This window comes from Paenibacillus sp. JT22N7 (assembly GCF_059383875.1).
This window is the reverse complement of sequence record NZ_JBXENY010000001.1, coordinates 33,841-60,731: the sequence shown is the minus strand read 5'-3', so window position 1 is coordinate 60,731 and position 26,891 is coordinate 33,841. Positions and strand designations below refer to the sequence as shown.

The 26,891-nt window shown below is 49.0% G+C and carries 26 protein-coding genes; 6 read left to right on the top strand and 20 right to left on the bottom strand.

Going from position 1 to position 26,891, the window contains the following annotated elements:
* Positions 1–71 precede the first annotated feature (71 nt).
* The 12 genes from AC50Y5_RS00270 to ilvB form a co-directional block, all read right to left on the bottom strand.
* Positions 72–1,427 (bottom strand): MFS transporter, encoded by a 1,356-nt coding sequence (locus AC50Y5_RS00270; protein ID WP_494857666.1) that lies wholly within the window; start codon positions 1,425–1,427, stop codon positions 72–74.
* Positions 1,428–1,638: 211 nt separating this feature from the next.
* The gene (locus tag AC50Y5_RS00265) at positions 1,639–3,156 is read right to left on the bottom strand and encodes a leucyl aminopeptidase (RefSeq protein WP_494858738.1); all 1,518 of its coding nucleotides are present in this window, start codon (positions 3,154–3,156) and stop codon (positions 1,639–1,641) included.
* 81 nt (positions 3,157–3,237) lie between these two features.
* Positions 3,238–4,617: an ATP-binding protein gene (locus AC50Y5_RS00260; RefSeq protein WP_056043177.1), complete on the bottom strand. Its 1,380-nt coding sequence runs from the start codon at positions 4,615–4,617 to the stop codon at positions 3,238–3,240.
* 132 nt (positions 4,618–4,749) lie between these two features.
* Positions 4,750–6,117: an anti-sigma factor domain-containing protein gene (locus AC50Y5_RS00255; RefSeq protein WP_494857663.1), complete on the bottom strand. Its 1,368-nt coding sequence runs from the start codon at positions 6,115–6,117 to the stop codon at positions 4,750–4,752.
* Positions 6,114–6,962 carry an RNA polymerase sigma factor SigI gene (sigI, locus tag AC50Y5_RS00250; protein ID WP_235533342.1) on the bottom strand — a complete coding sequence of 283 codons (849 nt, stop codon included), beginning with the start codon at positions 6,960–6,962 and terminating at the stop codon, positions 6,114–6,116. Before sigI ends, AC50Y5_RS00255 begins: the two co-directional genes overlap by 4 nt.
* 123 nt (positions 6,963–7,085) lie before the next feature.
* Positions 7,086–7,502, bottom strand: coding sequence for a hypothetical protein (locus AC50Y5_RS00245; protein ID WP_056043172.1), 417 nt, complete (start codon positions 7,500–7,502; stop codon positions 7,086–7,088).
* A gap of 172 nt (positions 7,503–7,674) precedes the next feature.
* A complete protein-coding gene (locus AC50Y5_RS00240; RefSeq protein WP_056043169.1) occupies positions 7,675–8,220 on the bottom strand; it encodes a peroxiredoxin in 546 nt (181 codons plus the stop codon).
* A gap of 143 nt (positions 8,221–8,363) precedes the next feature.
* Complete coding sequence (gene leuB / locus AC50Y5_RS00235; RefSeq protein ID WP_494857660.1) at positions 8,364–9,446, bottom strand: 3-isopropylmalate dehydrogenase; 1,083 nt, start codon at positions 9,444–9,446, stop codon at positions 8,364–8,366.
* 194 nt (positions 9,447–9,640) lie between these two features.
* Entirely contained in the window at positions 9,641–11,185 is a 1,545-nt protein-coding gene (locus AC50Y5_RS00230; RefSeq protein ID WP_056043163.1) for a 2-isopropylmalate synthase, read from the bottom strand.
* 176 nt (positions 11,186–11,361) lie between these two features.
* Complete coding sequence (gene ilvC, locus AC50Y5_RS00225; RefSeq protein WP_056043160.1) at positions 11,362–12,354, bottom strand: ketol-acid reductoisomerase; 993 nt, start codon at positions 12,352–12,354, stop codon at positions 11,362–11,364.
* Between the two features lie 339 nt (positions 12,355–12,693).
* Positions 12,694–13,179, bottom strand: coding sequence for an acetolactate synthase small subunit (gene ilvN, locus AC50Y5_RS00220; protein WP_056043157.1), 486 nt, complete (start codon positions 13,177–13,179; stop codon positions 12,694–12,696).
* Entirely contained in the window at positions 13,176–14,921 is a 1,746-nt protein-coding gene (ilvB, locus tag AC50Y5_RS00215) for a biosynthetic-type acetolactate synthase large subunit (RefSeq protein ID WP_056043153.1), read from the bottom strand. Before ilvB ends, ilvN begins: the two co-directional genes overlap by 4 nt.
* 508 nt (positions 14,922–15,429) lie before the next feature.
* Between ilvB and AC50Y5_RS00210 the strand changes: the two genes are divergently transcribed.
* Complete coding sequence (locus AC50Y5_RS00210) at positions 15,430–15,876, top strand: GNAT family N-acetyltransferase (protein WP_056043150.1); 447 nt, start codon at positions 15,430–15,432, stop codon at positions 15,874–15,876.
* A 33-nt stretch (positions 15,877–15,909) separates the two neighbouring features.
* On the opposite strand, the gene AC50Y5_RS00205 is transcribed toward AC50Y5_RS00210, so the two are convergent.
* The 6 genes from AC50Y5_RS00205 to AC50Y5_RS00180 all read right to left on the bottom strand — a co-directional run bounded on the left by AC50Y5_RS00205 (position 15,910) and on the right by AC50Y5_RS00180 (position 20,774).
* Positions 15,910–16,293 (bottom strand): hypothetical protein, encoded by a 384-nt coding sequence (locus AC50Y5_RS00205; protein WP_494857653.1) that lies wholly within the window; start codon positions 16,291–16,293, stop codon positions 15,910–15,912.
* 193 nt (positions 16,294–16,486) lie between these two features.
* Positions 16,487–16,846 (bottom strand): 50S ribosomal protein L20, encoded by a 360-nt coding sequence (rplT, locus tag AC50Y5_RS00200; RefSeq protein WP_046232964.1) that lies wholly within the window; start codon positions 16,844–16,846, stop codon positions 16,487–16,489.
* Between the two features lie 50 nt (positions 16,847–16,896).
* The gene (rpmI, locus tag AC50Y5_RS00195; RefSeq protein ID WP_046232963.1) at positions 16,897–17,097 is read right to left on the bottom strand and encodes a 50S ribosomal protein L35; all 201 of its coding nucleotides are present in this window, start codon (positions 17,095–17,097) and stop codon (positions 16,897–16,899) included.
* Between the two features lie 20 nt (positions 17,098–17,117).
* A complete protein-coding gene (infC, locus tag AC50Y5_RS00190; protein WP_081419163.1) occupies positions 17,118–17,699 on the bottom strand; it encodes a translation initiation factor IF-3 in 582 nt (193 codons plus the stop codon).
* A 315-nt stretch (positions 17,700–18,014) separates the two neighbouring features.
* Positions 18,015–19,253, bottom strand: a complete 1,239-nt coding sequence (locus tag AC50Y5_RS00185) for a glycosyltransferase family 2 protein (protein ID WP_056043145.1) — start codon at positions 19,251–19,253, stop codon at positions 18,015–18,017.
* Between the two features lie 339 nt (positions 19,254–19,592).
* Positions 19,593–20,774 carry a glycosyltransferase family 4 protein gene (locus tag AC50Y5_RS00180; protein ID WP_494857648.1) on the bottom strand — a complete coding sequence of 394 codons (1,182 nt, stop codon included), beginning with the start codon at positions 20,772–20,774 and terminating at the stop codon, positions 19,593–19,595.
* Positions 20,775–20,965: 191 nt separating this feature from the next.
* Here AC50Y5_RS00180 and AC50Y5_RS00175 point away from each other — a divergent pair, with 191 nt between their 5' ends.
* Positions 20,966–21,526, top strand: a complete 561-nt coding sequence (locus tag AC50Y5_RS00175) for a phosphatase PAP2 family protein (RefSeq protein ID WP_494857646.1) — start codon at positions 20,966–20,968, stop codon at positions 21,524–21,526.
* A 65-nt stretch (positions 21,527–21,591) separates the two neighbouring features.
* On the opposite strand, the gene trmB is transcribed toward AC50Y5_RS00175, so the two are convergent.
* Complete coding sequence (gene trmB, locus AC50Y5_RS00170) at positions 21,592–22,344, bottom strand: tRNA (guanosine(46)-N7)-methyltransferase TrmB (protein WP_056043137.1); 753 nt, start codon at positions 22,342–22,344, stop codon at positions 21,592–21,594.
* A gap of 169 nt (positions 22,345–22,513) precedes the next feature.
* Positions 22,514–22,720: a hypothetical protein gene (locus tag AC50Y5_RS00165; protein ID WP_056043134.1), complete on the bottom strand. Its 207-nt coding sequence runs from the start codon at positions 22,718–22,720 to the stop codon at positions 22,514–22,516.
* Positions 22,721–23,134: 414 nt separating this feature from the next.
* On the opposite strand from AC50Y5_RS00165, the gene mnmL reads away from it, so the two are divergent.
* From mnmL to AC50Y5_RS00145, 4 genes are all read left to right on the top strand, one after another.
* A complete protein-coding gene (mnmL, locus tag AC50Y5_RS00160; RefSeq protein ID WP_056043131.1) occupies positions 23,135–24,106 on the top strand; it encodes a tRNA modification radical SAM protein MnmL/YtqA in 972 nt (323 codons plus the stop codon).
* 1 nt (position 24,107) lies between these two features.
* A complete protein-coding gene (gene mnmM / locus AC50Y5_RS00155; protein ID WP_056043128.1) occupies positions 24,108–24,698 on the top strand; it encodes a tRNA 5-(aminomethyl)-2-thiouridylate-methyltransferase MnmM in 591 nt (196 codons plus the stop codon).
* 37 nt (positions 24,699–24,735) lie between these two features.
* Complete coding sequence (locus AC50Y5_RS00150; RefSeq protein ID WP_430158667.1) at positions 24,736–25,707, top strand: type I phosphomannose isomerase catalytic subunit; 972 nt, start codon at positions 24,736–24,738, stop codon at positions 25,705–25,707.
* 187 nt (positions 25,708–25,894) lie between these two features.
* Positions 25,895–26,869, top strand: a complete 975-nt coding sequence (locus tag AC50Y5_RS00145; RefSeq protein ID WP_494857643.1) for a hypothetical protein — start codon at positions 25,895–25,897, stop codon at positions 26,867–26,869.
* The last annotated feature ends 22 nt before the right edge of the window (positions 26,870–26,891 follow it).

Sequence of the window (26,891 nt, the reverse complement as noted above, 5' to 3'; positions counted from 1 at the left end):
ATATTCATCCCTGTAAGACGTTAACTCTTTTATAAAAAATTAGAAATCCGCGACAGGTTTCACGACACGTATTACGCAGCTTGGCGGGAAGCTTGGCGAGCAGCACTGCGTGTGTATAGCAGCGAACTGATGACCGTGCCCAGCACAATAACGGACATGCCCCATAAAATATGATTGAACGCCTCAGATTTAGCCAGCTGTGCCTGCCATACAATGGCGGTGCCTATCAAGGCGGCAGTCAAAGCGCCACTGAAAAACTGGGCAAGCTGGAATAATCCCATTCCCGCTCCAATTTCCTTTTGCGGCAGCAGCCTCGACATTTCATTAGACACGCTGCTCGTTAAGGCAGAGAAACTAACACTAAGCAGCATATAGATAATGAGAATTGCCCAATAGGAATGTACAGCGCTGAATGCGAGCGCGAGCGATCCGGCAAATAGGCCGACCGGAGCCAGACGGATAAAGAAACGATTGCCAAGCCGGTCAATGGTACTACCAATATATCTTGAGGCAACCATCGTTGCCAGCGAGCCGGGAAATACGATTAAGCCGGACTGGGCAGGCGTTAAATGATACACGCCAGCGAGCACCTGTGGAACGAGAAATAATGCAGCAAAGTTGTTCATGTACGAAGTAACGCCCAGCATGCCGAGCAGCATGTAAGGCTTATTGCGGAACAAATCCGGCTGGACGAAGGGGTCCTTCGCCTTGTGGATTCGCCACCAGAACAAGGCAACCGCAACCACCCCGACAATTAAGGCGATCAGGCTTTTGCTCGTCAAGGCGAGCAGGAGACCTGTCGTTCCAATGCCAATTAGCAGCGCGCCCGCTACGTCGAACGAGCCGCTTTTGCGGCTTTCAGCCGGAATCATTTTATAGAACATCGGAATGAGCAAAATCATAATAGCAGTAACCGCAAATAAATAATGCCAGCCCAAATATTCGACGATCACACCGCCGATAACCGGGCCCAGTCCAAGCCCTAGCGAGGTTGCGGACATAATAAGCGCCATCGCCCGGCCGCGGCGGTCAGCGGGAATAAACCGTGTAACGAGCACGATGCCAAGCGCGGCAATCGCTCCTGCTCCCGTTGCTTGAATAAGACGCGCAGCCATTAGCAGTATAAAGCTGTTGCTGAAAAAGCCTAAAATCGATGCCACGCCAAGGGAAGAAAGCGCAATGAGAAACAATAGCTTCATCGGTATAAAATCCGAAAGCCTGCTGTACGTAATCGAAGCAATCGCGAACATAATCGAATAACCCGTTACGATCCATGAGGTCGCAATCGCTGTGAGGGAAAATTGCTTCTCCACATCCGGCAGCGCCAGATTAAACATCATTGTATTCATAACGACCAACGTTAAAGCAAAGCTAAGTATTAAAATGACCAGACCTTCTTTTTTAAGGCCCGCTTCTCCGTTATTCATGCTGCTTCAAAACTCCTCATCCACTGCTTTATTTTTTATATATAGTAACATTTACGTAGTAGGTTATGCTATTTATTTTTTTGGCATGTAGAAAGATGGAAAAAGAGAAGCAACGACCGCAGCCGAGGATAGCCCTCTGCTGCGGTCGTTGCCTTGATTAAAAGTATTTTCTTGCTGGCCAGCTATCAGCCGATACCCGCTTAGTTATGTTTTACGCCTTTGCATACATGAGCTCGACAAGCGTACGCACCATAACGCCTGTGCCGCCTTTCGGCTCCAGCGTCTTCGCCGACTCGCGGAACGACACGCCCGCAATATCGAGATGAACCCATGGCAGATCCTCAGCGAATGCGCCGATGAACAAGCCGCCCGTAATGGTGCCCGCTTCACGGCCGCCGCTGTTTTTCAAATCTGCCGCTTCACTCCGAATTTGCTTCTTGTATTCCGGATAAGCCGGAAGCTGCCATACTCGCTCGCCAGCACGCTCAGATGCCTCACGCACCTGCTGCATGAGCCCATCATGATTCGTCACCGCTCCCGTCGCTTGCGAGCCGAGCGCTACCGACACCGCTCCTGTCAGCGTCGCGACATCAATCAGCTTCGTTGCCCCGCGGCGAATCGCTGTCGTGAGTCCGTCGCCAAGCACCAGCCTGCCTTCGGCATCCGTATTCACCACTTCCACCGTCAGGCCGTTCATCATCGTAATGACATCGCCCGGCTTCAGTGCGCGATCCGATGGCATATTTTCCGCCGATGGAATGACCGCAATAATGTTCACCGCCGGCTTAAGCTCGCCAACAGCCTGCATTGCGCCAAGCACTGCCGCTGCGCCGCCCATATCGGCAATCATCTCCTCCATGCCAGGCGCCCGCTTGAGCGAAATGCCGCCTGTATCAAAGGTGATGCCTTTGCCAATTAAGCCCCAAGCCGCTTGCTCGCCTGGCGCACCCTTATAATGCAGCACAATCATACGCGGCGGGTTGATGCTGCCTTGACCGACCCCAAGCAAGCCGCCCATGCCCTGCTCGGCTGCTGTCCACTCATCAATAATTTCAATGTCAAAATCATACTGGCGGGCAAGCTCCTCGGCATAAGTAGCCAGACCTTCAGGCACGAGCTTATTGCCCGCTATATTCGTCAAATCACGGGCGCTGATTACGCCATCGGCACAGGCAACGCCGCGTGTAATTCCAGCGATCCATTGCTCGCTGGAATTAGATGCAGCACCTTGCGCTTCATTTCCTGCGATGGAGAAATACACTTTACCGATCGCATAACGCGTCTTCGCTTCGCGTTTCTCTGGCAGGCGGTCATGCACCGCCAGCTTCAGCCCTTCAGTAAGCGCCTGAGCCGCTTGCTGCTGGGAAAGCCCTTCTGCTTCCACCGCAGATAGCGGCAGCAAAACATGTATGGACTGCGCCTTTATGCGCTTCAAGGCTTTGGCCGCTGTTGCAGCCGCTAGACGCAAGCCGTCTGCGCCGGATTGCTCCTCATAGCCAACCACTATTACATGCTCGGCAGCAGGATACAAGCCAAGCGTCTGAATGACGTGAGCCTGCTCCGCCTCTCCCTTGAACAGCCCTTTGAGAGACAGGCTGCGAATAGCCTGGTCAATTTGCGGCAGCAGCCATTCGGCTGAAGCATCGCTAAGCTCACGCGGGCTAATGAAACGAACGACTGCATCTATTGGTTCAGCACCTGGCGTTCCATATGTAAATAATGTACTCATGGTCAATCATTCCTCTCCTTTTAGCGCCTCCCGCCATAAAGATGAAAAAAAATCGGGGGGCATACCCCCGATTTTAATCATTTATTCCGCTAATGGCAAATAAATAATGAATGATGTGCCGCTTCCTACGACGCTTTCGACGCGAATAGAGCCGCCATGATTGCGGATGATCCGATAACTGACGGATAAGCCAAGGCCTGTCCCTTCTTCCTTGGTCGTAAAAAAAGGATCAAATAATCGAGCTAATGTCGCCTTATCCATTCCCTTCCCATTATCCTTCATCGTAATCTCCACATAAGAGCCATCAGCTCTCGTTGACAGCTCAATAATGCCGATATCATCGCTTTCCCGCTCCGCTACCGCATCGAGCGAATTTTTCACAATGTTGAGAATGACCTGCTTAATCTGCTTCATGTCGATCGAAGCGACGAGCGCATATTCATCCCCTTCGAGCTGCAGCTCGATCTGGCAATTGCGCATAAGCGCCTCGCTCTCCGTAAGCAGCGCAACTTCTTTAAGTAGTAAATTAATGGAAAACGCTTTCTTTAATGGAGCTGACGGCTTGGACGAGTTTAGAAACTCGTAAATAATATCATTCGCACGATCAATTTCGGCTAAAATGATTCGGGCATATTCCTCCTTGCCCATTTGCAGCAAATACGGGCGCAGCAGCTGGATAAATCCGCGTATCGACGTCAGCGGATTGCGAATTTCATGTGCGATGGCAGCCGCAATTCGGCCAAGCATGGCTAGCTTGTCATTTTGTAATGCCGTTTGTTCAATCTGCTTATACTCCGACACATCTTTGACGCTGAATAGAAAATCACCTTCAAGCTGATCGCCGTAGGTGACCGTTACGAGCAAATGATTGCCATCCCTATCCTGAAACTCATAACTCCGCATGCGCCTAAGCAGCATTTCCTTGTACAGCCTTAAAATCATTTTCCGGGTATACCGGCTAAGCTGCGGATGCCGCAAAATTTCAGGCAAATTGCAGCCCACCAGCGTTTTGCGGGGAATGTCTAGGTGCTTCGCCATTTGCAAATTAATGAATGACAAAATGCCTTCACTGTCAAACAATGCGATGCCGCTGTCCATATGCTGCAGCACATTTTCATACTTATTTTTGACCATTTCAAATGAACGATTGGAACGGAGCAGCATTTCCCTCATTTCCGTAAACTTCTGATCATTGGTTTGATTCGCCAGCAAATGAAAACGATAAGCAACCATAAATTCGATTAAAAAAATGAACGAACGATTGTACAATTTGACTGCTTCTTCCGAGTCCACATTCGATACTAATGTCTGCATGCAATCCTCATGGATCGCAATGACATCATCAAGTTGGATTCCCGTTAACTCTTTGCCTAGCTCTGCTGCTTGATAAAGAGAGCTTTCCTTATCACTTCGTATGTATTCGGCAAGTGCCGGGAAATAACGCTTTCGCATCATCTGCATCCTCTACTCCCCCCCGGCAGCATCAATGGACAACGCTAATTCAAGCTATACTCATCATAGATTTTGGATGTCCTTCATGTCAATGAGAATATTTGTCGAAAAATGGTATTTTTACAACGAATTGGACGAATCCTAAGCTGACCGCTGCCAGCCGTATGTATTTTCCACGTTTGTTCGATAGTTAAAATGAAGCTGACCGTCCCAAATGGTCTTCCATTTATTTTTATCGCCAGCCTTCCCCCCGTTACTTTTATCTTTATTTTTGCCCGAATCCTTGTTTTCACCATCTTTATGGTTATTGTTTCTGCCATCTTTTTTATTATTACCACTGTTTTTGTCTTTATTTTCGTTTTTGTTTCCCTGGTTATTTTCTTGCTTATCGTTATTTTCTTGTCCGTTTTTATGCTTGTTCTTGTCTTTGTCCTTGTCCTTATCCTTATTCTTATCTTTGTCCTTGTCGTGATGCCCGCTTTTTCCGTTATCCTCCTGTTTGGCTGGCGTCTCTTGGACAGTCGCCCCAGTAGTTGATGTAGGCTTCGTCGATACCGTCTCATCAGGCTTCGGAGAGGCCGCGCCATCCGTCACTGAGCTTATAAGAACAGGCGCAGAAGTCGGAGAGGCTGCAGGCTTAGCAGGCGCATTGTCCACAACCGGAGCGGAGGATTGCACAGCTTCTTGCTTTGCTTCCGCCTCAAGCAAGCTTCTCAGGCTTTCTTTGGTCGTTTTATCGGCATGCTTCATAATCGTTTTCACTCCGCCAAGCGGCTCGGTTATCCTGCTGATGGAATGCTGCTGGAAATTTTCCAGCTCAAGATCATAACCTTCATCCTTGGCCATCAAATAAACCGCCATCTTGCCCGACGACAGCCCGTACGCTTCCGCTGCATCCCGCAGCTCTACCGGCGCAGACAGCGTCATAATTTCTACAGCTGCCTGCATATATCCGTCCGCCACCATATCTGTCAAAGCCTTATTAAGCTTAGTCGAAAATAATACGTCCATCTGCGGGTCATCACCGCCAACGACTACGCTCGTCACTACAATATCCTGCATCTTATCGTCAAAATAGTGCATGCCCGCAATTTTTTGCATAATAGCCGATGTGACCAGCGCAAGCGATTTATTTTTGTAGGACACTCCAGCGATGACCTGCTTGCCCGCCTCATTGAACGCATGCAGCTCCTGCACCTGCTCGCGGCTGTCAATGCCGATTTCAATGCTTGGATTGATGTCCATGCTGAAATAAGCGACTACTGGATGCTTGCCGCTCTGAACATACAGCAGCACAGGCAAAATAAGCAGTACGATAGCCGCAGCCACTCCGGTTCTCCACAGCAGCGCTTTTGGCCTCCTGCGCCTCGCCCTCTCCTCATGCTGAATCACAATTTCATCGCCAACTTTAACGTTGCGAGGAAGCACGGAATTGATGAATCTGCCATCCGCCGTCAGCACAATTGCCCTATTTTTTTGTATCTGCATTACGACGCCACGGTTCATCATTCTGCCTCCTTGCTCGCTTCTCGCTGCCAATCATCCAGGTCCAGGTAATCTTTCAAAAACGGGTACGTGCCCCGTAAAATACATGCAATAGCAATCATATATTTACGATTGCGTTCAATCGTCTTGCGGGACAAGCCGCTCGCCTCCGTCAATGCTTTGACCGGCAGCTTGCCTGTCAGCTTTAATTGGCCAAACATCGCCGCATCCTCTGCTAATATCGCTGCTGTTCGCATCAGCATTTTGCGTGAATCCGCATGCTTCGGCGACGCGTCGACCAGTTCAGCGAACGATACGCCAAATTTCAGCAGTTCCTGATTAAATTCGCCCATCTCCAGCCGGCGTTCATCCGCCGTACTGTTCAATTCATATGCAGCCAGCGCCTGCTTCAGCTCAACAGGATTGTAAAGCTGCTCCTCATCGTCTAAACGCTCGAACGTGCTATATGGAACCGAGGATAGATGACGCTGCTCACGGCGCACATAGTCAATTAGACGGCGTCTGATGACCGTCTCGGCAAAACCAAGAAACGATCTCCCGGATTCCGGCGAAAATTGGCTAATGGCCTCGTTAAAGGCGATTAAGGCCACGCTATATTCATCATCCCTGCTCGCATTGACATAACGTTTGCAGAAGCGGCTTGTCACTTTTGCAATGTATGGCTTATAGCTTGCAATGAACCTCTCCCGCAGCAGCTCGTCTCCTTGCTGAATTTGCAGAACCGTCTGCTCCGGCGTCAGGGATTGCATGGATTTCGTATTTTTTAATAATGATTCCTTCGCTTTCGTTTCTACGGTGTCGGTGGGCACGGTTTTCCGCAAGAAACGCTTGAATAATACAAGTAGCAACCGTTCCACCTCTCATTCATAGGTTTCGGTCAATCTGTGTCGCTTGAGGGGGTAGGCCCCGAAATTTATGAGAAAAATGAAAAAGCCCCCAAACGGAGGCCACATTTCATAAAATGATTCATTTTAGACTGATGTTCGCCGCTCTTTAAGCTTATTGCGCCGGCTGCTTAAAATAACCAGACGCTTCTTTAATTCACCTTGCCATGCGATGTCGTTAATTTGGTTCGCAAAGCTGAGCAAATCAAGTGATATGTCAATTTGGCTCAGTACGACATCCATCGGATCTTCACTTTCATGATTTACGCAATTTTCCCGAAGGTCCTTGCCTTCTTGCTCCACATACTCCTGAAAATCAACCTCAGCGGCGCCGTCTCCATGTGCGTATTCAGCCAATATTTCATACTCATTTTCTACCAAGTGGTGAATCTCCACACGGTTGCATACCGGGCAGAACAAAATAGGCACGTTATGGATATGTGTCCGAAAATGCTTTAATGTCCCTTTGGTACCAATCATACTAGCTCCACAACAAAAACTCATCGACGACGACCTCCTTAGCTGTTGCCAGTTCGCAGCAAGCACGTTTCGTTTGACATAAACTTATTCGCTTTACACACGTACAATTCCTGCTTTTTTCGTAATAGAAAAGCCCATGCCAATATTTGGCACGGGCTCTTTGTCTTAGCTTCTGCTAAAGAGAAGCAAATTTGGATTAAACAGACAGCGTTTGCTGACCTGGCTTCCAGTTCATTGGGCAAAGTCCGCCGGATTGCAAAGCTTGCAATACGCGAAGCGTTTCGTCTACGCTGCGGCCAACATCGTTATGGTTAACGACTTGGTACTTCACTTCGCCTTCTGGATCGATGATGAACAGACCGCGAAGCGCGATACCTTCTTCTTCAATCAGAACGCCATAATCTTTAGCAATTTTTTTCGTAATATCAGCAGCAAGAGGGAACTCAAGCTTGCCAAGACCATTATCGTTAACGGATGTATTAATCCATGCTTTGTGGCTGTGCTGGCTGTCTACGCTCACACCAAGAATTTCAGTATTAAGCTTCTTGAACTCATCAGCAGCAAGGCTCAAAGCTGTAATTTCAGTTGGGCAAACAAAAGTGAAGTCAAGTGGATAGAAGAACAAAACCAACCATTTGCCTTTGTAGTCTGCAAGGGATGCTTTGCCGAAACCGGAACCATCACCGATTGCTGTTTCTGCTGTGAAATCTGGAGCTGGGTAACCTACCAAACGTTCTGCCATAATTTGAAATCCTCCTTGAGTTTTAATGATGAGCATGTATCGATGCGTGAACATCGGTGACTATCGCTATCTATTGATAAATATTATCACTAGATTATATTGAAGTCAAGATTGTATTCAATATTTTTTTATAATTATTATAATTAAGATTTTTTCAGCGCTGCAATGATCAAATCGCCCATTGCCGATGTGCCGATAGCTTTGCTCTTGTCTACCGCGATATCGCCTGTACGGTGTCCTGCATCCAGCACTTCTTTAACAGCATCTTCAATCGCTTGCGCTGCATCGTGGTAGCCGAAAGTCAGACGGAACATCAGTGCAACCGACAAAATCGTTGCGATTGGGTTCGAGATGCCTTGTCCAGCAATGTCAGGAGCGGAACCGTGTACCGGCTCGTAAAGGCCGAAGCTGCCTTCGCCTAGGGAAGCGGAGGAAAGCATGCCGATGGAACCTGTCAGCATCGCTGCTTCATCGCTCAAAATATCGCCAAACATATTTTCCGTTACGATAACGTCAAAGCTCGATGGACGGCGCAGCAATTGCATTGCGCAGTTGTCGACAAGCACATGCTCCAGCTCAACCTCTGGGTATTCAGGAGCAATCCGGTTAACGACTTCGCGCCACAGGCGGGAAGTTTCCAGCACGTTTGCTTTATCTACGGAAGCCAGACGCTTGCTGCGAGTCATCGCAATATCAAACGCTTGGCGAACGATACGCTCAATCTCTTGTACATTGTATACGCAAGTATCAACCGCTTCTTCGCCGCCAGCACCTTCACGACGGAATTTCTCGCCGAAGTAAATGCCGCCTGTCAGCTCGCGCACAACGATCAGGTCAGTGCCTTCCAGCACTTCTGGTTTAAGCGTAGAAGCTTCCTTCAAGCAGTCAAATACAGTTGCCGGACGAATGTTGGAGAACAGGCCCAGCGCTTTGCGAATGCCGAGAAGGCCAGTCTCAGGGCGAAGCTCCTTCGAGTTGTTGTCCCATTTCGGACCGCCAACAGCACCGAGCAATACAGCGTCAGCATTTTTACAAAGATCAAGCGTCTCTTGCGGCAATGGTGTTCCTTTTTGATCGATTGCAATACCGCCGAACAGGCCGTGCTCGGTTTCGAACTGATAGCCGTAAAGCTCTTCTACTTTTTTCAATACTTTAAGCGCTTCGCCTACGACCTCTGGACCAATACCGTCGCCGGCAACTACTGCAATTTTTTTAACTTCTGACATTGTTGTGTAACACTCCTTATTTTTGAGCTCGGATGAGCTATTCTCATTCTGTTATCATTTGTACCATATTTCAGAGCTGAAAACAAAGATATAAAATCTATGGTCTTTATAGGCAATGCTTATAAAGGCTATTGAATACGCATATGGCTCGGCAGAACGTAATAAAGGAGGAGCTTCCGCTCCCCCTAAGCTAACTAAATCAAGCTCATTTTATCGCGACGTCCTGGCGATTTGCGTTTCTCAATTAGGCGGTTGAGCGCATCGATGTAGGCGCGTGCGCTCGCTTCCAAAATATCGGTGCTAAGGCCGCGGCCCTGCGCAGATACTTCATTTTGGTTCAGTACAACATGCACCTCGCCAAGCGCATCCTTGCCTTGGGATACCGATTTAATCGAATAATCCTCAAGCTCTACAGCTTCAGAAGTCACTTTATCGATCGCATTGTAAATCGCGTCAACCGAGCCATTGCCTTCCGCTGTTCCTTCGCTAACGCTTCCATCCGCTTGGCGGATAATAACCGAAGCGCTAGGCGTCGATTGGTTGCCGTAGCTCACTTGAATTGTCTCAAGCGTAAATACTTCCGGCGTGTCCACGAGCTTTTCTTCCAGAAAGGCACGAATATCTTCGTCGGTGACATTCTTTTTGCGGTCAGCCAAGTTTTTGAACTTGGCGAAGGCCACGTTAACCGCTTCTTCATCCAGCTCATAGCCCATGTCGATCAGCTTCTCGCGGAATGCGTGACGACCGGAGTGCTTGCCAAGTACGAGCGAAGACTCTTTCAAACCGATGGTATCGGGCGAAATGATTTCATACGTCGTTTTTTCCTTGAGCATGCCGTCCTGATGAATGCCGGACTCATGCGCGAAGGCGTTGGCGCCCACAATCGCTTTATTGCCTGGCACCACCATGCCTGTCAGCTTGCTGACCAGGCGGCTCGTCTTGGCAATTTCTTTCAGGTTCAGCGTCGTCGTTGCGCCGAAATAATCGGCACGCGTCGCAAGCGCAAGGGCAATTTCCTCGATTGCCGTGTTTCCGGCGCGTTCGCCGATACCGTTAATCGTACCCTCTACTTGATCTGCGCCGTTAAGTATAGCAGACAGTGCATTGGCTGTTGCCATGCCCAGATCATCATGGCAATGCGCGCTGAGCTGGATCGTTTCGATGTTCGGAACGTTTTGCTTCAGCGTTTTGAAGATGTTGCCGAATTCCTGCGGATTCAAATAACCGACGGTATCCGGAATATTAACGACTGTCGCTCCCGCGCGAATCGCCATATCCGTTACTTCGCAAAGGAAATCAAGCTCTGTGCGCCCAGCATCTTCAGGCGAGAATTCGACTTTATCAAAATATTTCTTCGCATAACGAATAGCGCGCTCTGCTGTTTCCAGCACTTGCTCCTTCTCCATCCGCAGCTTGTGCTTGCGGTGAATTGGGCTTGTCGCCAGGAATAGATGGATGCACGGGTCCTGCGCGCCTTTAAGCGCTTCACGCACCGCGTCAATATCCTGCTCGCGCGAGCGCGACAGGCCGATAATCGTTGCATTTTTGATAGCTGTCGCTACCGCATTAACCGCTGCCAAATCGCCGGGAGATGCCGCAGGAAAACCAGCTTCAATCCGATCCACACCCAGCTTTTCCAGTTGGAGGGCGATTTCCACCTTTTCCTTCGTGTTCAGGTTGACGCCTGGAGACTGCTCCCCATCACGCAATGTTGTGTCAAAAATATAAATTTTACGCATTTCCTTGCACCTCCGGGAACAGAATGATCCCGGTACGCACGGACAGCTCTAAGACTGCGCCTGCGCGCAGCTCATCCGCCGGTGAACCGGGATTATTTCTTCATCGCTTCATGCTATGGGGGCGCATCTCCGCAAGGTTAAACACCTATTTGAAGATACGCCCTAGTTAAAAAATATTACTTCTTGATCCAGTGCATAAGCTCACGAAGCTGTTTGCCTGTTTGCTCGATTGGATGAGCTGCCTCGTTGCGGCGAGTAGCGTTCATCATCGCTTGTCCTGATTTGTTTTCCAGGATGAAATCGCGAGCGAAACGGCCGGATTGGATATCTTCCAATACGCGCTTCATTTCTTTTTTCGTTTCAGCTGTTACAATGCGAGGACCCGTTACATAGTCGCCGTATTCAGCTGTGTTGGAGATGGAATCGCGCATCGAGGAGATGCCGCCTTCGTACATCATGTCAACGATCAGCTTCAGCTCGTGCAAGCACTCGAAGTAAGCCATTTCTGGAGCATAGCCAGCTTCAACAAGCGTTTCAAAACCAGCTTGTACAAGCGCGGATGCGCCGCCGCAAAGAACTGCTTGCTCACCGAAAAGATCGGTTTCTGTTTCTTCTTTGAAAGTTGTTTCGATAACGCCTGCACGAGTACAGCCGATACCTTTAGCATAAGCAAGACCGATTGCTTTTGCGTTGCCGGAAGCATCTTGCTCGATTGCGATCAAGCCCGGTACGCCAAAGCCTTCTTCATACGTACGGCGAACCATGTGGCCTGGCGATTTAGGAGCAACCAGGAATACGTCTGTATCTTTGCTTGGCTTGATTTGGCCAAAGTGAATGTTGAAGCCGTGGGAGAACATCAGAGCCGCGCCTTTTTTCAGGTTCGGTGCGATTTCCTCGTTGTATACTTGTGCTTGTGTTTCGTCAGGCAGCAGGATTTGAACAACGTCTGCTACTTTAGTTGCTTCAGCAACGGTCAATACTTCGAAACCGTCTTTTTTAGCTGTGTCAGCGGATTTACCAGGGCGAAGACCGATGATAACTTTAAGTCCGCTGTCGCGAAGGTTTTGCGCTTGTGCGTGACCTTGGCTTCCGTAACCGATTACTGCGATCGTTTTACCTTGAAGTACGCTTTGATCAGCGTCTTTTTCATAATACAATGTAACTGCCATGTGAATAATTGCCTCCTTTATTTTGACCCTTTTGAACGGGTGTTTAAGTAGAGAATGACGCGAATAGCCGCGGTTCTCCGCTTAAACTCCCGCTCAAAGCGGGGTAAATCCATATTTTCAAGGTGAGACGGCTGTCGCCGTCCTTTGGCGGCGCGGCGCGTTTCAGTCCGAGAAATATAGAGAAAGTATGACGAAATCATATACTTTCCTATATTTCAAGCAAAAACGACTTCGTCGTCCTTCTGGAACGTGCGAAGAGCTTTGCCCTAGAATTCTAAGCGGATATAAGGATGAAACTTATACTTTCTTAGAATTCGAAAAAAAGCTTGCGATCGAACGTTAGCGGCTGTTGCCGCGGTTCAGCGCCGTTACACCGGTACGGGACAGCTCGCGAATACCATAGGGCGTCAGCAATTCAACCATTGCGTCGATTTTCTCGGTATCGCCAACAACCTGTACCATAACGGAATGAGTGCCGATGTCTACAACTGCTGCGCGGAATGTTTCGACTACGCCGAAAATTTCCGGACGCACCGCTGGCTCGGCGCTTACTTTAATAAGCGCCAGCTCGCGGGCAACAATAGGGTTCGAGCTAAGATGAATGACTTTGATTACATCAATAAGCTTATAAAGCTGCTTCGTAATCTGCTCAAGCGTCTGCTCATCGCCTGTTGTGACGATGACCATGCGGGACAGGCCAACCTCTTCGCTCGTCCCCACTGTGATGCTCTCAATATTGAAGCCGCGGCGGCCGAACAAACCGGACACACGCTGCAAAACGCCAGGCTGGTCGTTAACGATTACTGCGATTGTATGTTTCTTCATTCCGCATCCCCCATGATCATTTCGTCGATCGTGCTACCTTGTGCGACCATCGGGTATACATTTTCTTCTTTGCGAACGACAAACTCTACAACTGCAGGACCAGGGTGATTCATTGCCTCTTCCCATACTGCTTTTGCTTCTTCCTTGTTCGTCGCGCGGAAGCCTTTCACACCATATGCTTCCGCCAGCTTCACAAAGTCCGGGCTGCCCGAAAGGTCAATGTGGCTGTAGCGATTATCGTAAATCAGCTCCTGCCACTGGCGCACCATTCCCAGCACCTGATTGTTCAAAATAACAACCTTGACCGGAATGTTGTTGATTGCACAAATCGCCAGCTCCTGCGCACACATCTGCATGCCGCCATCGCCGTTGATTGAAATAACAAGGCGGTCAGGGTTCGCCATTTGAGCGCCGATTGCCGATGGGAAACCAAAGCCCATCGTTCCAAGTCCGCCAGAGGTTACCCACGAGCGCGGCTTGTTGAACTTGTAAAACTGCGCTGCCCACATTTGATGCTGGCCAACGTCTGTCGTTACAATGGCATCGCCATTCGTCGTCTCATGCAGCATTTCCACGACCCATTGCGGCTTCAGCTCATCTTCCGAATCCTTGTATCTGAACGGATATTGCGCTTTCGAAGCCAGCAGCTCCGCACGCCATGCATCTGCTTTATCTGCACGCTTGGCTTGCAAATTCGCAATTTGCAGCACCGTCTTCACATCGCCTACAATCGGAATGTCAGTTGGCACGTTTTTGCCGATTTCGGCAGGATCGATATCGATATGAATGATCTTCGCATGCGGTGCAAACCCAGACAGCTTGCCCGTTACTCGGTCATCAAACCGCGCGCCGATATTGATCAGCAAATCTGCCTTCTGAATCGATTTGTTCGCTGTATACGTGCCGTGCATACCCGGCATGCCGAGGAACAAGTCATCTCCGCTTGGGAATGCCCCAAGACCGAGCAGCGTTGTCGTAATCGGAATATCGGTTTTCTTCACGAATTCATGCAGCTCTTCATGCGCGCCGGAGTAAATAACGCCGCCGCCTGCAAGAATTAGCGGACGCTCCGCTTCCGTGATCGCTTTAATCATTTTGTCCACCTGCAGCTTGTTCGGCGATACAGTTGGGTTATATCCGCGAATGCTGACTTCCGTTACCGGCTTGAACAGCGTTTTGTTAGCGGAAATGTCTTTCGGTATATCAATTAGAACAGGTCCCTTGCGTCCTGTATTAGCAATATGGAATGCTTCATGAATCGTACGGGCCAAATCATTGACATCCCGTACCAGATAGCTGTGCTTCGTAATTGGCATTGTAATGCCTGTAATATCAGCTTCTTGGAACGCATCGGTTCCAATCAGGCTCGAGATGACATTACCGGTAATGACAACCAACGGAACCGAATCCATAAAAGCGGTAGCAATACCCGTTACCAGGTTGGTCGCACCAGGGCCGGAGGTTGCAATACAAACCCCTACTTTGCCGCTTGCGCGAGCATAACCATCGGCTGCGTGAATTGCGCCTTGCTCATGGCGGGTAAGCACGTGGTTGAAATCAGAGAAACCGTGCATCGCATCGTAAATGTACAACACTGCGCCACCCGGATACCCGAATACGCAATCGACGCCTTCCAGCACCAAGCTGCGAAGTAAAATTTCAGAACCCGTAATTACTTCTGGCTGCCTCAGCTTCTCCATTAATTCTTCTTTTGACTTCAGTGTTGCATTTTGCGTGACCATCGGTCATCCTCCTCTCGAAAACAACAAAAAAACCTTTCGCTCCTCCTGCTTCTAGAAGAAGCATCGAGGGACGAAAGGTTTAACTTCCGTGGTACCACCCAAATTCGTTACACATCTTGCGATGTATAACCTCCACAGGTAAGAACGTGTGCGCACTGACCGTCCATACCTTTAGCACTGTAACGCGTGCCCTGCGATTTTCCCTAATAACCACTTGACGTGCTTTTCAGGAAAACAGCTCCGAGGTGAGCTCGTAGAAAAGGGGTTTTGGCGATGGTTGCAGCTGATCCATCCGCTCTCTGAACAAAAGAGCCCTTAACACTTCGTCCTCATCATTGCTGATGACATATGTTTGAATAAGACTTTCTTTATTATAAGCTGACATCATTCGTTAGTCAAGAAGAAACCGCAACAGCATTTTAGCAAAAATAGGGCGCGCGGCAAAGCCCCGCTTCATATATTAGAATAGCCAGCATTCGGCAAACTCATGCAGTCAGGAATGATCCTAATGATACGAGAGCGCAACGCCCGTACCGACGATGAAGAAATCATCAGGCTCATCAAGTCAGAGCTTATGCCACTCTCATGGACGACTCATCAACATGATGCCACAGTTATACGCGAGCTGCCCCTGCGCCTTCGCCGCGGCGTAACCTATGTTGCGGCAGCAGGAAAAACAGCCACGCCCTATGGCTTTATTCATTTTGAAAAAGCCCACGACATTTTGATGTTCTCCATGCTTGCCGTACACCCCGAGCATCGCAACCGCCATTGCGGCACAAAGCTGATGGCAGCAGCCGAAGCCTATGGCTTGGCAGCTTCCTGTACGATGGGCCGCCTGTTCGTCGATCAAATCAACGACAAGGCCCGCCATTTTTATACGAAGCTCGGATATCAAGCGATTCGATATTATCCCGAGCTTCGCTGCTACGAAATGATTAAAGGGCTTAGTTGAGGCTGAAATCAGCAGCCCTATGCCGCTAAATACTTAGTAGTAGCCGCCGTAGTTGTAGCCTTGGTTCTGACAGCATTGGCCTCCGCCGTAGCCGCCACCATATCCGCCTCCGTAACCACCGCCATATCCTCCACCGTAGCCGCCTCCATAGCCGCCTCCATAGCCGCCTCCATAGCCGCCGCCGAAGCCAGCTCCGAAGAATGGAAGCGTACCGATTGCCAGCAAATCAAACAAAACTAGGGGCAGCAGCGCTTTTGTTTTGACCGACTTGCCCTTGTCCTTGCCAATTGGTGCAAGCGTCAGCTTGTTGCCCTGGATGCGAACGAGCTTGCCCGTGACGACAGAGCCGTCCTTGCGCACTGCATAGATGGATTTGCCCGCGAGCTTACGCGCCTGCTCTTTGGTAATGTTACCCATGCAAAATCCCTCCTTTCCCGTTGTGCTTTAGTTTATTCAGGAAAGAGGTAGCCGCCTGTTTGTTTGTCCTCTGCTGCCGGAATTGGACGCTAAAATGTACGCCACTCCAGTCGGAACCAGAAATGAAAAAAGTCATAGAAATCATAATGAGGCTGCCCCCTAAGGGACAGCCTCATCTATAACGCTTCAGTTACTAAGCGTTGATTTTTTGTTTAGCCACGCCAGCAAGGGAGTTGAACGAAGCAATATCGTTAACAGCCAAGTCAGCAAGGATTTTGCGGTTTACTTCAACGCCAGCAAGTTTCAAACCGTACATGAATTTGCTGTACGACAGTCCGTTGATACGAGCTGCTGCATTGATACGAACGATCCACAGTCTGCGGATGTCACGTTTTTTGTTGCGACGGTCGCGGTAAGCATACATTAAGGACTTGCCTACTTGCTCCTTCGCTGTTTTAAACAGGCGATGCTTCGAACCGAAATAACCTTTTGCCAGTTTCAAAATTCTTTTGCGACGACGAGTGCGGACAAATCCGCCTTTAACTCTTGCCATGAGTGTTGACCTCCTGAAAGTTTCTAATTAGTATTTATTGCAAAATGTGCTTATTTAAGATTGTTAAGACCTTGTTGCAGGCGTTTAACGTCGCCAGCAGCCATCAGTGGTTGACCAGCAAGAACGCGCTTCTGGCGTCCGGATTTGTGGGAAAGCAAGTGGTTTTTGTAAGCTTTATAACGCTTTACTTTACCAGTACCCGTAATTTTGAAACGGTCTTTCAGACTGCTGTGTGTTTTCATTTTAGGCATGTCAATTATCCTCCCTTAAATTAAGTGTTGCTTTTTGGTGCCAAAATCATAATCATGCTCCGGCCTTCCAGCTTAGGAGCGCGTTCTACGCTGCATATTTCGGCAACCTCTTGAGCGAGACGATCCAAGATCTTTTGACCAAGCGACGCGTGCGCAATTTCACGACCGCGGAACCGGACAGAAGCTTTAACTTTATCGCCTTCACCCAAAAACTTTACAACATTGCGGTATTTCGTTTGATAATCGTGCTCATCAATGTTTGCACGGAACCAAACTTCCTTAAGATCAACGATCTTTTGGTTTTTCCGGGCTTCTTTTTCTTTCTTTTGCTGCTCATAGCGGAATTTTCCGTAATCCATAATCCGGCATACCGGCGGTTTAGCCGTCGGCGCTACGTTCACCAGATCCAGGTTTAAGTCTATGGCCATTTGCAAGGCATCACGAATGGGTTTAATACCGATTTGCTCGCCTTCCGCACCAACTAAACGTACTTCTCTGGCCCGGATTTCATCATTGATTTGATGTTCTCTGCTAATAACGTGCCACCTCCAAAAGAGTATACTTGCATAATAAAAGGGATACAGGCTCAATTGAACCCGCATCCCATAACCGTTGTTTGCTGCTATTCCCTACATCCCACAAGGAGACACAAAAGATAAGCTTAGTCGATTATCGCAAACCGGTCAGCGCGAGCCGAAAGGTGAGAAGCGGGTGCTTCTGCTTGTGCGTTACAGTATTTCATAAATTGTTTCCTAAACACTACCGACTTACTATATCACAACCGAAAGTTCAGTGTCAACACTTTTTAAATCAAAATGTGGATAACCGCGCGCAGCAGACGAAATCATTGTTCAAGAGCAGCTAAAGCTGAAACAATGATCCGTCGGCGTCGCGGCAGCTTATTCACAAATTCATCTTTAAAGCTGCTTGCTCTGTACTTCCTCCAATCGGATGACGCGAGTATGCTGCGTATGGCTCCACTTCTTGTTGTTTTGTGTAAAGAAGGCATGAACCGTAATTGGCCACCATGACAGGGTGAAAAGCAAAAACGTCGGAATGCGCAGGTACAGCTTCCAGTTGACTTTAGCCAAATGCATAGACAACGGAATTTGAATGAAAATGTAAAGCATATAAGGGATAGACACCCAAATCGGCAGCATATTGTACACGGATGTTACCCGTTCTCCTCCCGACAGGAAGATGTCGCCCCAAACGATAGCGGCTATACAGAAGCCCGCGAGATAATTGTAAGCATTAAAGACATACAACGCAGCGTCGATCTTCGTCCAGCTGCGATCCTTGATGCCCTGCCACAACAGCGGCAGCATATGCTTGCGCGTTACATCAAAATGGCCTTGCATCCAGCGCAGGCGCTGGCGGGCAGAAGCTTGAAACGTAATCGGCTTTTCGTCGAATACTTTAGCTTCAAAGTTGAATTTCGGGTAAATGCCCCGCTTAATGCAGCGAACGGTAAATTCCAAATCCTCGACAAGGCTCGTAGCTCCCCAGCCCATTTCCTGCAGCAGCTTGGAATCGAACACCATGCCCGTACCACCGAGGAAGTTCGCAAGCCCCAGGTTCGTACGTGGCAGCTGCCATAGACGGTTACAGAACCAATAGTTGATTGCATTCGCCGAGCTGACCCAAGAGTCATTCGGGTTTTTCGTATCCAGATAACCTTGTACAACCTGGAAGCCATTGCACAGATCATTGTTCATATATTGCAGGAAGTCCGTTGCCACGAGATTGTCAGCATCGAAAATCGCAACGCCATCATAGCTGCGCGGCATTTGCCACAGCTCTTTAAGCATCCATTCCACCGCGAAGCCTTTACCGCGTTGGTTCGGATTTTCTCTTACGCAGGCATATACGCCGTCATAGCTTTTTACAACATCGACTGTTCCGTCGGTGCAGTTGTCGCAGATGACGAAAATATCGTACAGCTCGCGCGGGTATTTCATTTTTTGCAAATTCTCGATTAAAGCTCCAACTACTTGCTCTTCGTTATGAGCGGCGATTAGCAAAGCGAAAGACTTTTGCGGCTTATGCGACAAATCCTCTTTTTTGCGATGCCATCCAAAAAACGTCAGAAACAATTGATACAGGCCAAGCACTGCAAATAAAATTTGCACAACAAACATAATCGAATTGAACATTTAGGTACTGCCCCCTTGAGACCCCTTTTTTTGATTTGCCAAATTGATTGGCGCAGCCGACCAAGCATGCGTTCATCGTTCAGGCGGTTATTTTATATCTCTCTTGTTTACGGGCGCTTTTCTGAAAGCGTCCCTGACCTTACTTGATTCTCCACACATTGCTTCCTTTTGTCAAAAGCTCAATTGAGCGTTTTCCAGCCGGAAAAGCGCTACCATGGTTAACCAATGACTGCATTACCTCCTTTTGCGGCGCGTCACCCTTATTTTCATCCATTTGCTGAATTTTTAGCACTTCTGTCCTTACTTACGATAAAAAACGCGAAAATGTTTCCGTTAAATTTATCTCATAATGTGACTGACTGGTGAACGCCCCTGTGCGGATTGCCGCTCGCATTCCGCGAGAAGCCCATCAAAAATTGCATCCCAAGACTTGCGAAGACTGAACAATCTTGCGCTAATGCCCAAACTTCTTCTACGTTCCTCATCCTCGTGCAGAAGCGCAAGTGCAGCAGCAAAGCTTGCCGGACTTCCCGCCTCGCATAACACTCCGTTTAGTCCGTGGGAGACGGAATCAAGCACGCCGCCCTTGTTCGCACAAAGGACAGGTGTGCCGCATGCCATCGCCTCAAGCACAACATTGCCGAACGTTTCCGTCGCCGACGGAAAGAGGAAAAGATCAGCAGCAGCGTACCACCTCTGCAGCTCCTCTGACGTTTGAAAGCCAAGGAAGGTTGCAGCTACGCCGCTTCTTGCGCATTGCTGCTGCAGCGCCTCTGACGAAGGACCGTCACCAGCCAGCACCAGCTTAACCTGTGCATTTGTTTGTTTTTGGAATAAGGAGAAAGCCTCAATTGCTGTTTCGACATCTTTCTCTGGAGCAAGCCTTCCTGCATAAAAAACGACAAAACATTCATGTTTTATGCCATGCTGCGCCAGCAATTGCTCCCGGTTAACCCCGGGATGAAACAAGCTTGTGTCTATACCCCGGCTCCACACCGAAAGCCGCTCCGCACCCCATCCTTTCCTAGTCAAGTCCTGCAGTGTAGATGTGGAAGGCACAAAAATCTTTTTACAGTCATGATGAAACCATTCCATATACCTACTTAACATCTTTACCATCCATTGCAAATTATAAAACGGCAAATATTGATCAAAATTGGTGTGATACGATGCGATCAGTGGAATTTGATGCTTGCGGGCATAATGAATGCCACATAAGCCAAGGTTGAATGGGGTAGCTACATGGATGAGGGTGGGATTAAATTCATGCAGGGCATGGCGGAGATGCAGCGGATTCGGCAGCGCCAGACGGCACTCGGGGTATAGAAAAAACGGCAGGCTGGCAAAACGTTCTACAGAGCTTGCCTGCATAGCAGCCTTGGAGTCAAATATCGAGCGCTCCGGCGCCAGCACCAGACACTCCACCCCCCTGCGCTGCAAATAGGCTTTCCAGCGGCCAAGCGAACGGGCAACGCCATTTCGTTCAGGCTCATAGGTATCGGTAAAAAGCGCGAGTCTCATTCATACGCCTCCTTCGCCTTTACTCTTGAATGCTATCGGCTATTATTGTAAGGAAGGTATGTTATCGGGTAATCAACACAGTATGAACGGAACATTAATCTGGATTTTTACAAATTGTATGCGTACAGGGGCTCAAAACATGGTACTATCTTTAGAGTGGAAAACCGCCACACTTATACAGGAGGATTTGAATGAAACAATTGTTAGGATGGCTGAGAGTGCGCGAGCAGCAGCTCATTGTCTGGGCGAATAGCCGGCGTGGACATAAGCGCCTGCACCGCTGGCTTGGAAAATGGCTCAGCGTCATTACACATATGGGTGGTGCGACGTTTACCCTGACCAGTTCTCTGCTATTTGCTTTGATCGCTCCATCACCATGGAACGCAACAGGCTGGCAATGCTTCATAACCGTCGTCATTAGCCATTTCCCCGTTTTTGTGGTCAAACGCTGGTTCAAAAGGCTGCGCCCGTATCAAGCGCTGGAGGGGTTGACCACCAGTCGCAAGCCGCTTGTCGATTCGTCATTCCCATCTGGACATACGACAGCGATATTCGCCTGGCTCATCCCAATTGTGCTTACGAGCGGCGTCCTGCTGGTTATTACCGTCCCAATTGCTGCGGTTATAGGCGTTTCGGTAGGCTGGTCGAGGATGTACTTGGGGCTGCATTATCCTTCCGACGTTATTGTCGGCGCATTTATAGGCACGGTCACGGCATTCGCCGTACAATACAGCTGGGTTACTACCATGTAACCTAGCTGTATTTGGCTTTTGCCCGTTTTTTTACTGCGGGGATCGTTGATTAATGGTTTGAAAGGCTAGTCTTCTGTTTCTTCGTCCTGATCGCTTTGCTCCGCTTCACGCTGGGCATTCGCCAGCTTGTTTTCGCGGAATTTCGCCAGCGCCGCTGAGCCGATTACAGCTTCCAGACGGTAGATCGGCTGGCCCTTGTCCATAAATTTCATCTCATATTCAGTAAATACAAGCTCCTCGCGCGGCTCATCCTTATGCAAATGCAAGGAAATGTTCCGAAGCTGAAGCTCCATCTCCGTAAAGCTGTTCAATGAGAACTCAAACAGCGACATCGAATCGGTCTTAAAATGAATTTCTCCGCGCTCGTTCAGCAATTGACCATACTTCGCCAGAAAACGCGGATGCGTCAGCCTGCGGCGGGCATGCTTCGCTTTTGGCCAAGGATCGCTGAAATTCAGATGAATGCGCTCAAGCTCGCCCGGCTCAAACATCGTCTCGATCTGCTCGATATTCGCGCGCAGCAGCGCCAAATTAGGCGGATGGCTAACTCCCTGCTCTGCCCAAATCGCATGTGCCTTCTCGCCTGCACGGCGAATCAGCTCATCATACATATCTACGCCAATAAAATTAATATGCGGATTGCGCGCGCTCATATGGCTGATGAAACGGCCCTTGCCCATGCCAAGCTCCACATAAATCGGGTTATCATTGCCGAAAAAATCGCGCCATTTCCCTTTAAGCGGGGCAGCATCCAAAACAACAAGCTCAGGCTGTGCCTCCAGGCTTTCACGAATTCCTTTTCTTCCTCTTAATCGCATTGTATTTGAATCCTCCATTTAATTGCGGGCGCGCCCGAATTGTGGGCAACTCCCGCATATAAGCTAGTCCTTATTGTGCCTAAGATCGCCCTTCTTGTAAAGCCGATAGCCAAAAAAAAGAACCGCAGGGTGGCCGCCCCCGCGGTTCTTCTACTAATTATAGAGCAGCTCAGATCAGCAAGCGATAATCAATCGGAGCACTGGATTTATCGATTTCATAAGTTTCTTCCAGCGCTTCATTCAACTTCTTGCGCGCAGATACTTCAACATGATGATTATTGTGGAATCTGACACCGCTCAGCGCCATCAGCTCTTTAACTGTCAATTCTACCGTTACTTTCTCATCGCCATGTGGAATTCTAGTTTGCTGGCTCATTAGACATCACCTCATCGTTTAATATAACTCATTATTTCCAGACAAACGACATTGTATGACAATCGCTACGAATTAGCTATGTTAGGTTTTTTTGTTGCCATTTCACACTTTTAATATAACAGATCATGTAAGGTATAGCAAGCCTATTTTCTGTTTTCTCAAAAATAATTTCCAGTTTTCCGCATAGTGGAAACGTTTACATTCAGCCTATAATCGGGCGTGGCTTTCCGCCTGTTTTTTCGTTAAAATAGAGGGAGCGAATAAATGGCGGTCAAAAAGAATCTGCACTGCGTGAAAGGTTTGGCTTATGAAGCAGCTTTCCTGCGGAAAGCTTAAGTATATGCTTCTCCGATTCAAACCTTTCACTCCGCTCCGATTTTTTCACCACCCTTTTTATAAGAGAAGGAGAACGGAATGAATTCATTAAAAGCAACAGCATTAGAATCAGCCAATGAACCCCAGCTATGGGGCGATAAAAGATTTCATACATGGAACTACGAGATGCGCGAGCAATTCGGGGGCAAAGTGTTCAAGGTCATGCTAGATGCCGGATTTACTTGTCCGAACCGCGATGGATCCATTGCCAAGGGCGGCTGCACCTTCTGCAGCGCGCGCGGATCAGGCGACTTTGCCGGGAGCCGGCGGGATGATCTCATTACCCAGTTCAACAACATTCGCGACCGCCAGCATCAAAAATGGCCCGATGCCCAGTATATCGGCTACTTTCAGGCCTATACGAACACTTACGCACCCGTAGAGGAGCTTCGCGAATATTACGAAGTGATTTTACAGCAGCCTGGCGTTGTCGGCCTGTCGATTGCAACCCGCCCCGACTGTCTGCCGGACGATGTCGTCGATTATTTGGCGGAGCTCAATGAGCGCACCTACCTCTGGATCGAAATGGGACTTCAGACGGTGCATGAATCGACCTCAGAGCTGATTAACCGGGCGCATGATACCGCCTGCTATGTTGACGCGGTAAAACGCTTGCGTGCGCGCGGCATCCGCGTCTGCGCCCATATTATTTATGGACTGCCGCAGGAAACGCATGAAATGATGCTGGACACCGGACGCGCCGTTGCCGCCATGGATGTACAGGGCATCAAAATCCATCTGCTCCATCTCATGCGCAAGACGCCAATGGTTCGCCAATATGAGGCTGGACTGCTGCGCTTTCTGGAGAAGGACGAATACGTCAAGCTCATTGGCGACACGCTGGAGTTTTTGCCGCCAGAGATGATCGTCCATCGCCTCACTGGAGATGCGCCGCGCGACCTGCTCATCGGCCCAATGTGGAGCCTCAAGAAATGGGAAGTGCTCAATGCAATTGATGATGAGCTGCGTAAGCGTGGCACTTGGCAAGGAAAGCTGTGGGTGAACAGCTAGCATGGGATTTTTATCGGTTCTCAGCATGGCGCATCGCTGGATGGCCGAACGGGCACAGCCCGGTGATGCCGTCATCGATGCCACGTCAGGCGGCGGCGTTGACACGCTAGCCCTCGCCCGTCTCGTCGGCGAACGCGGCAGCGTATTCGCCTTCGACATCCAGCAGGCGGCGCTCGACCGGACGCGGGAGCGGCTGGATGCAATACGTGCAAGCGGCAAGGAAAAGCTCGCGGAGACGCAGCTTTTGCTCCAAAGCCACGAGCATATGGCGGATGGCCTGCCAACCGCACTGCATGGCAATATTGCCGGAGTGATGTTTAATCTCGGCTTTTTGCCTGGTGGCGATGAGTCGCTTATTACGCAGCCATCGACTACAATTGCCGCGCTGGAAGCAGCGCTTGCCCTGCTTCGTCCGGGCGGCATCATTACATGCGTCGTCTATCCCGGTCATCCGGGCGGCGCAGAGGAAGCGGCTGCCGTGCAGCAATGGGTTGAAGCACTGCCTGATGAGGCTGCCTCCACTATGCTGTACCGTCAGCTGCATAAGAAAGCTGCACCGTATTTGCTTGGCGTAGAGAAAAAAGCCAAATGAAAAGCTTAAACTACTTAACTTAGGGAGAGATACTGTAATGACTAAACCATATCCACTGCAATTTCAACCAGAGATGAAGGAACGTATTTGGGGAGGCCGTGCGCTTGAGCAGTTTGGGCTTACGCTGCCGGAAGGCTCGATTGGCGAAGGCTGGATGATCGGCGACCATCCGAATGGCACGACGAAGGTTATTAATGGCGAGCTTGCTGGCAAAGGCCTCGACGAAATTCGCGAAGCTTATGGCCGCGAGTGGTTCGGCACGAAAGGCTTCTCCGAAAAAAATGGCCGCTTCCCGCTTCTCATCAAGCTGCTCGATTGCAATGATGACCTGTCGATTCAGGTTCACCCGACCGACACGTACGAAGGATTGCCTGAAGGCGAGCTTGGCAAAACCGAAATGTGGTACATCCTTGATGCCAAGCCAGGCGCAACGATTATTTACGGCTTGAAGGACGGCGTAGACCGCGGCGCTATGGAAGCTGCAATTGCTGAAGGACGCATTATGGATACGCTGCAAGAGGTTCCCGTTCAAGCAGGCGACGCCTTTTACATACCGGCAGGAACCGTCCATGCGCTGTGCGCTGGCGTAGTCGTTGCCGAAATTCAGCAAAACTCCGATACGACTTACCGCCTGTATGATTATGACCGTCTTGGTCTTGATGGCGAGCTGCGCGATCTGCATATCGAGGACTCGCTGAACGTCATTGCTTATGACGGCGCTGGAGCAAGCCGCATGACTACCGAAGGCGTTGCTGATGGCCAGTGGCTGACCATTGCCTCATCTCCTTATTTTATTGTGGAAAAAGGAATCATCCGCTCCGCAGCAGCTTATGAAACGCCTGCTACAAGCTTCGTCATCCTGATCGTTGCCGAAGGCAGCGGCAAGCTGAAATGGGCAGATGGCGAGCTCGCACTCGCTGCAGGCCAAGCTTACTTGCTTCCAGCAAGCCTTGGCGGCTATGAGCTGGACGGCAGCCTGACCGTCATTCGCAGCGTTGTGCCTGCGTAAGGATTTTTTCAGGGGCAAGGACATAAAGGAATAGACAACAGGGATGCGAGCAAATCGCGTCCCTGATTTATTTGTATAGGGCATATCGGAGCATGCGTTCACATTCCTTGATCATGTATAATTTATAGGGAGACTCGCTTTACATATAAGAGAGGTGTTACCTATTCACTTAGGAGAAAATAAACATATGTACGCTGAACTGCATGCCTTTATAAAACATGGCGGATTTATCGAAATACCCGAAAATGGACATTTAACCTTTCATGAGCTGCTAATTGCCTGCCAAGCAAGCGCAAGAAGCGAGCAATGTACGGTATTAAATTTTGAATTTCGCCACTTCGACTTGTCCCTAATCTATGTTCATGACCAATATTATGGCTCGCTTATCGACTTTAAGAGGCTGGCCCGAATCAAGAACTCTCATAAAATAGCAAAACTAGGCGACATTTATTTTTGGCATGATTTTGAGCGTTATGCGGCCCAGCATCGTTTAGCTATCCGCACATGCACACAAACCAAAAACAGCAGAAAAGCCATACTCGACAGCGGCTTGCGCCTCATTTTTCATTATTCCAAAGCCCATGATGATTTCCTCATAAGCGAAATAACAAGCAGATTTGGGAACAAACGAATGATTAATTCTACGCTCTCGCCCTCCTCTTATATGGAGATGGAGAGTATCGATTTTTCGATCAATGCTTATTTGAAGCACAAAGGTTTGTTCAACCTTCCCGCCCATAAAAATAGCGGCTTCCATGATTTATTGATGAAATGCAGCAGCAAGGAATGCCACAGCGCCATAACCGGCACCATTTTAGGCTTTGAGTTTAAGTACTGGCTTTTGGAAATTTTTTATGATGACCATTTGGCATTGATCGGGGAAAATCTTAAATTTATAAACCGCAGCTCATGCAGCAGCAAAGAGGAAATAATAAAGGAATATGAGATTCATTTTTGGGAAAGCTTTAAGCTTTATGCCCAGCAAAATGACCTGCAGATCATCGAAATTTGCAAGGACCACGATATGATTATTGCCTTTTTAAATACGGGAGCTAATTTGCATTTTCAGTATGAGGAGGAATTTGGCGACTACTTGATTAGCGTGATTGAAGGGGACGGAACCCCATTCCGCGAGTCCTATAGACGAATTTACAACCACTAGCTGAGCGATCGGAGGCATTTAA

What these genes read in the sequence shown, in the direction of transcription:
- AC50Y5_RS00270 (WP_494857666.1), bottom strand. Translation starts at nt 1,427, where the DNA reads ATGAATAACGGAGAAGCGGGCCTTAAAAAAGAAGGTCTGGTCATTTTA.
- AC50Y5_RS00265 (WP_494858738.1), bottom strand. Translation starts at nt 3,156, where the DNA reads ATGAGTACATTATTTACATATGGAACGCCAGGTGCTGAACCAATAGAT.
- AC50Y5_RS00260 (WP_056043177.1), bottom strand. Translation starts at nt 4,617, where the DNA reads ATGCAGATGATGCGAAAGCGTTATTTCCCGGCACTTGCCGAATACATA.
- AC50Y5_RS00255 (WP_494857663.1), bottom strand. Translation starts at nt 6,117, where the DNA reads ATGATGAACCGTGGCGTCGTAATGCAGATACAAAAAAATAGGGCAATT.
- AC50Y5_RS00245 (WP_056043172.1), bottom strand. Translation starts at nt 7,502, where the DNA reads ATGAGTTTTTGTTGTGGAGCTAGTATGATTGGTACCAAAGGGACATTA.
- AC50Y5_RS00240 (WP_056043169.1), bottom strand. Translation starts at nt 8,220, where the DNA reads ATGGCAGAACGTTTGGTAGGTTACCCAGCTCCAGATTTCACAGCAGAA.
- leuB (WP_494857660.1), bottom strand. Translation starts at nt 9,446, where the DNA reads ATGTCAGAAGTTAAAAAAATTGCAGTAGTTGCCGGCGACGGTATTGGT.
- AC50Y5_RS00230 (WP_056043163.1), bottom strand. Translation starts at nt 11,185, where the DNA reads ATGCGTAAAATTTATATTTTTGACACAACATTGCGTGATGGGGAGCAG.
- ilvC (WP_056043160.1), bottom strand. Translation starts at nt 12,354, where the DNA reads ATGGCAGTTACATTGTATTATGAAAAAGACGCTGATCAAAGCGTACTT.
- ilvN (WP_056043157.1), bottom strand. Translation starts at nt 13,179, where the DNA reads ATGAAGAAACATACAATCGCAGTAATCGTTAACGACCAGCCTGGCGTT.
- ilvB (WP_056043153.1), bottom strand. Translation starts at nt 14,921, where the DNA reads ATGGTCACGCAAAATGCAACACTGAAGTCAAAAGAAGAATTAATGGAG.
- AC50Y5_RS00210 (WP_056043150.1), top strand. Translation starts at nt 15,430, where the DNA reads ATGATACGAGAGCGCAACGCCCGTACCGACGATGAAGAAATCATCAGG.
- AC50Y5_RS00205 (WP_494857653.1), bottom strand. Translation starts at nt 16,293, where the DNA reads ATGGGTAACATTACCAAAGAGCAGGCGCGTAAGCTCGCGGGCAAATCC.
- rplT (WP_046232964.1), bottom strand. Translation starts at nt 16,846, where the DNA reads ATGGCAAGAGTTAAAGGCGGATTTGTCCGCACTCGTCGTCGCAAAAGA.
- rpmI (WP_046232963.1), bottom strand. Translation starts at nt 17,097, where the DNA reads ATGCCTAAAATGAAAACACACAGCAGTCTGAAAGACCGTTTCAAAATT.
- infC (WP_081419163.1), bottom strand. Translation starts at nt 17,699, where the DNA reads ATGCGGGTTCAATTGAGCCTGTATCCCTTTTATTATGCAAGTATACTC.
- AC50Y5_RS00185 (WP_056043145.1), bottom strand. Translation starts at nt 19,253, where the DNA reads ATGTTCAATTCGATTATGTTTGTTGTGCAAATTTTATTTGCAGTGCTT.
- AC50Y5_RS00180 (WP_494857648.1), bottom strand. Translation starts at nt 20,774, where the DNA reads ATGAGACTCGCGCTTTTTACCGATACCTATGAGCCTGAACGAAATGGC.
- AC50Y5_RS00175 (WP_494857646.1), top strand. Translation starts at nt 20,966, where the DNA reads ATGAAACAATTGTTAGGATGGCTGAGAGTGCGCGAGCAGCAGCTCATT.
- trmB (WP_056043137.1), bottom strand. Translation starts at nt 22,344, where the DNA reads ATGCGATTAAGAGGAAGAAAAGGAATTCGTGAAAGCCTGGAGGCACAG.
- AC50Y5_RS00165 (WP_056043134.1), bottom strand. Translation starts at nt 22,720, where the DNA reads ATGAGCCAGCAAACTAGAATTCCACATGGCGATGAGAAAGTAACGGTA.
- mnmL (WP_056043131.1), top strand. Translation starts at nt 23,135, where the DNA reads ATGAATTCATTAAAAGCAACAGCATTAGAATCAGCCAATGAACCCCAG.
- mnmM (WP_056043128.1), top strand. Translation starts at nt 24,108, where the DNA reads ATGGGATTTTTATCGGTTCTCAGCATGGCGCATCGCTGGATGGCCGAA.
- AC50Y5_RS00150 (WP_430158667.1), top strand. Translation starts at nt 24,736, where the DNA reads ATGACTAAACCATATCCACTGCAATTTCAACCAGAGATGAAGGAACGT.
- AC50Y5_RS00145 (WP_494857643.1), top strand. Translation starts at nt 25,895, where the DNA reads ATGTACGCTGAACTGCATGCCTTTATAAAACATGGCGGATTTATCGAA.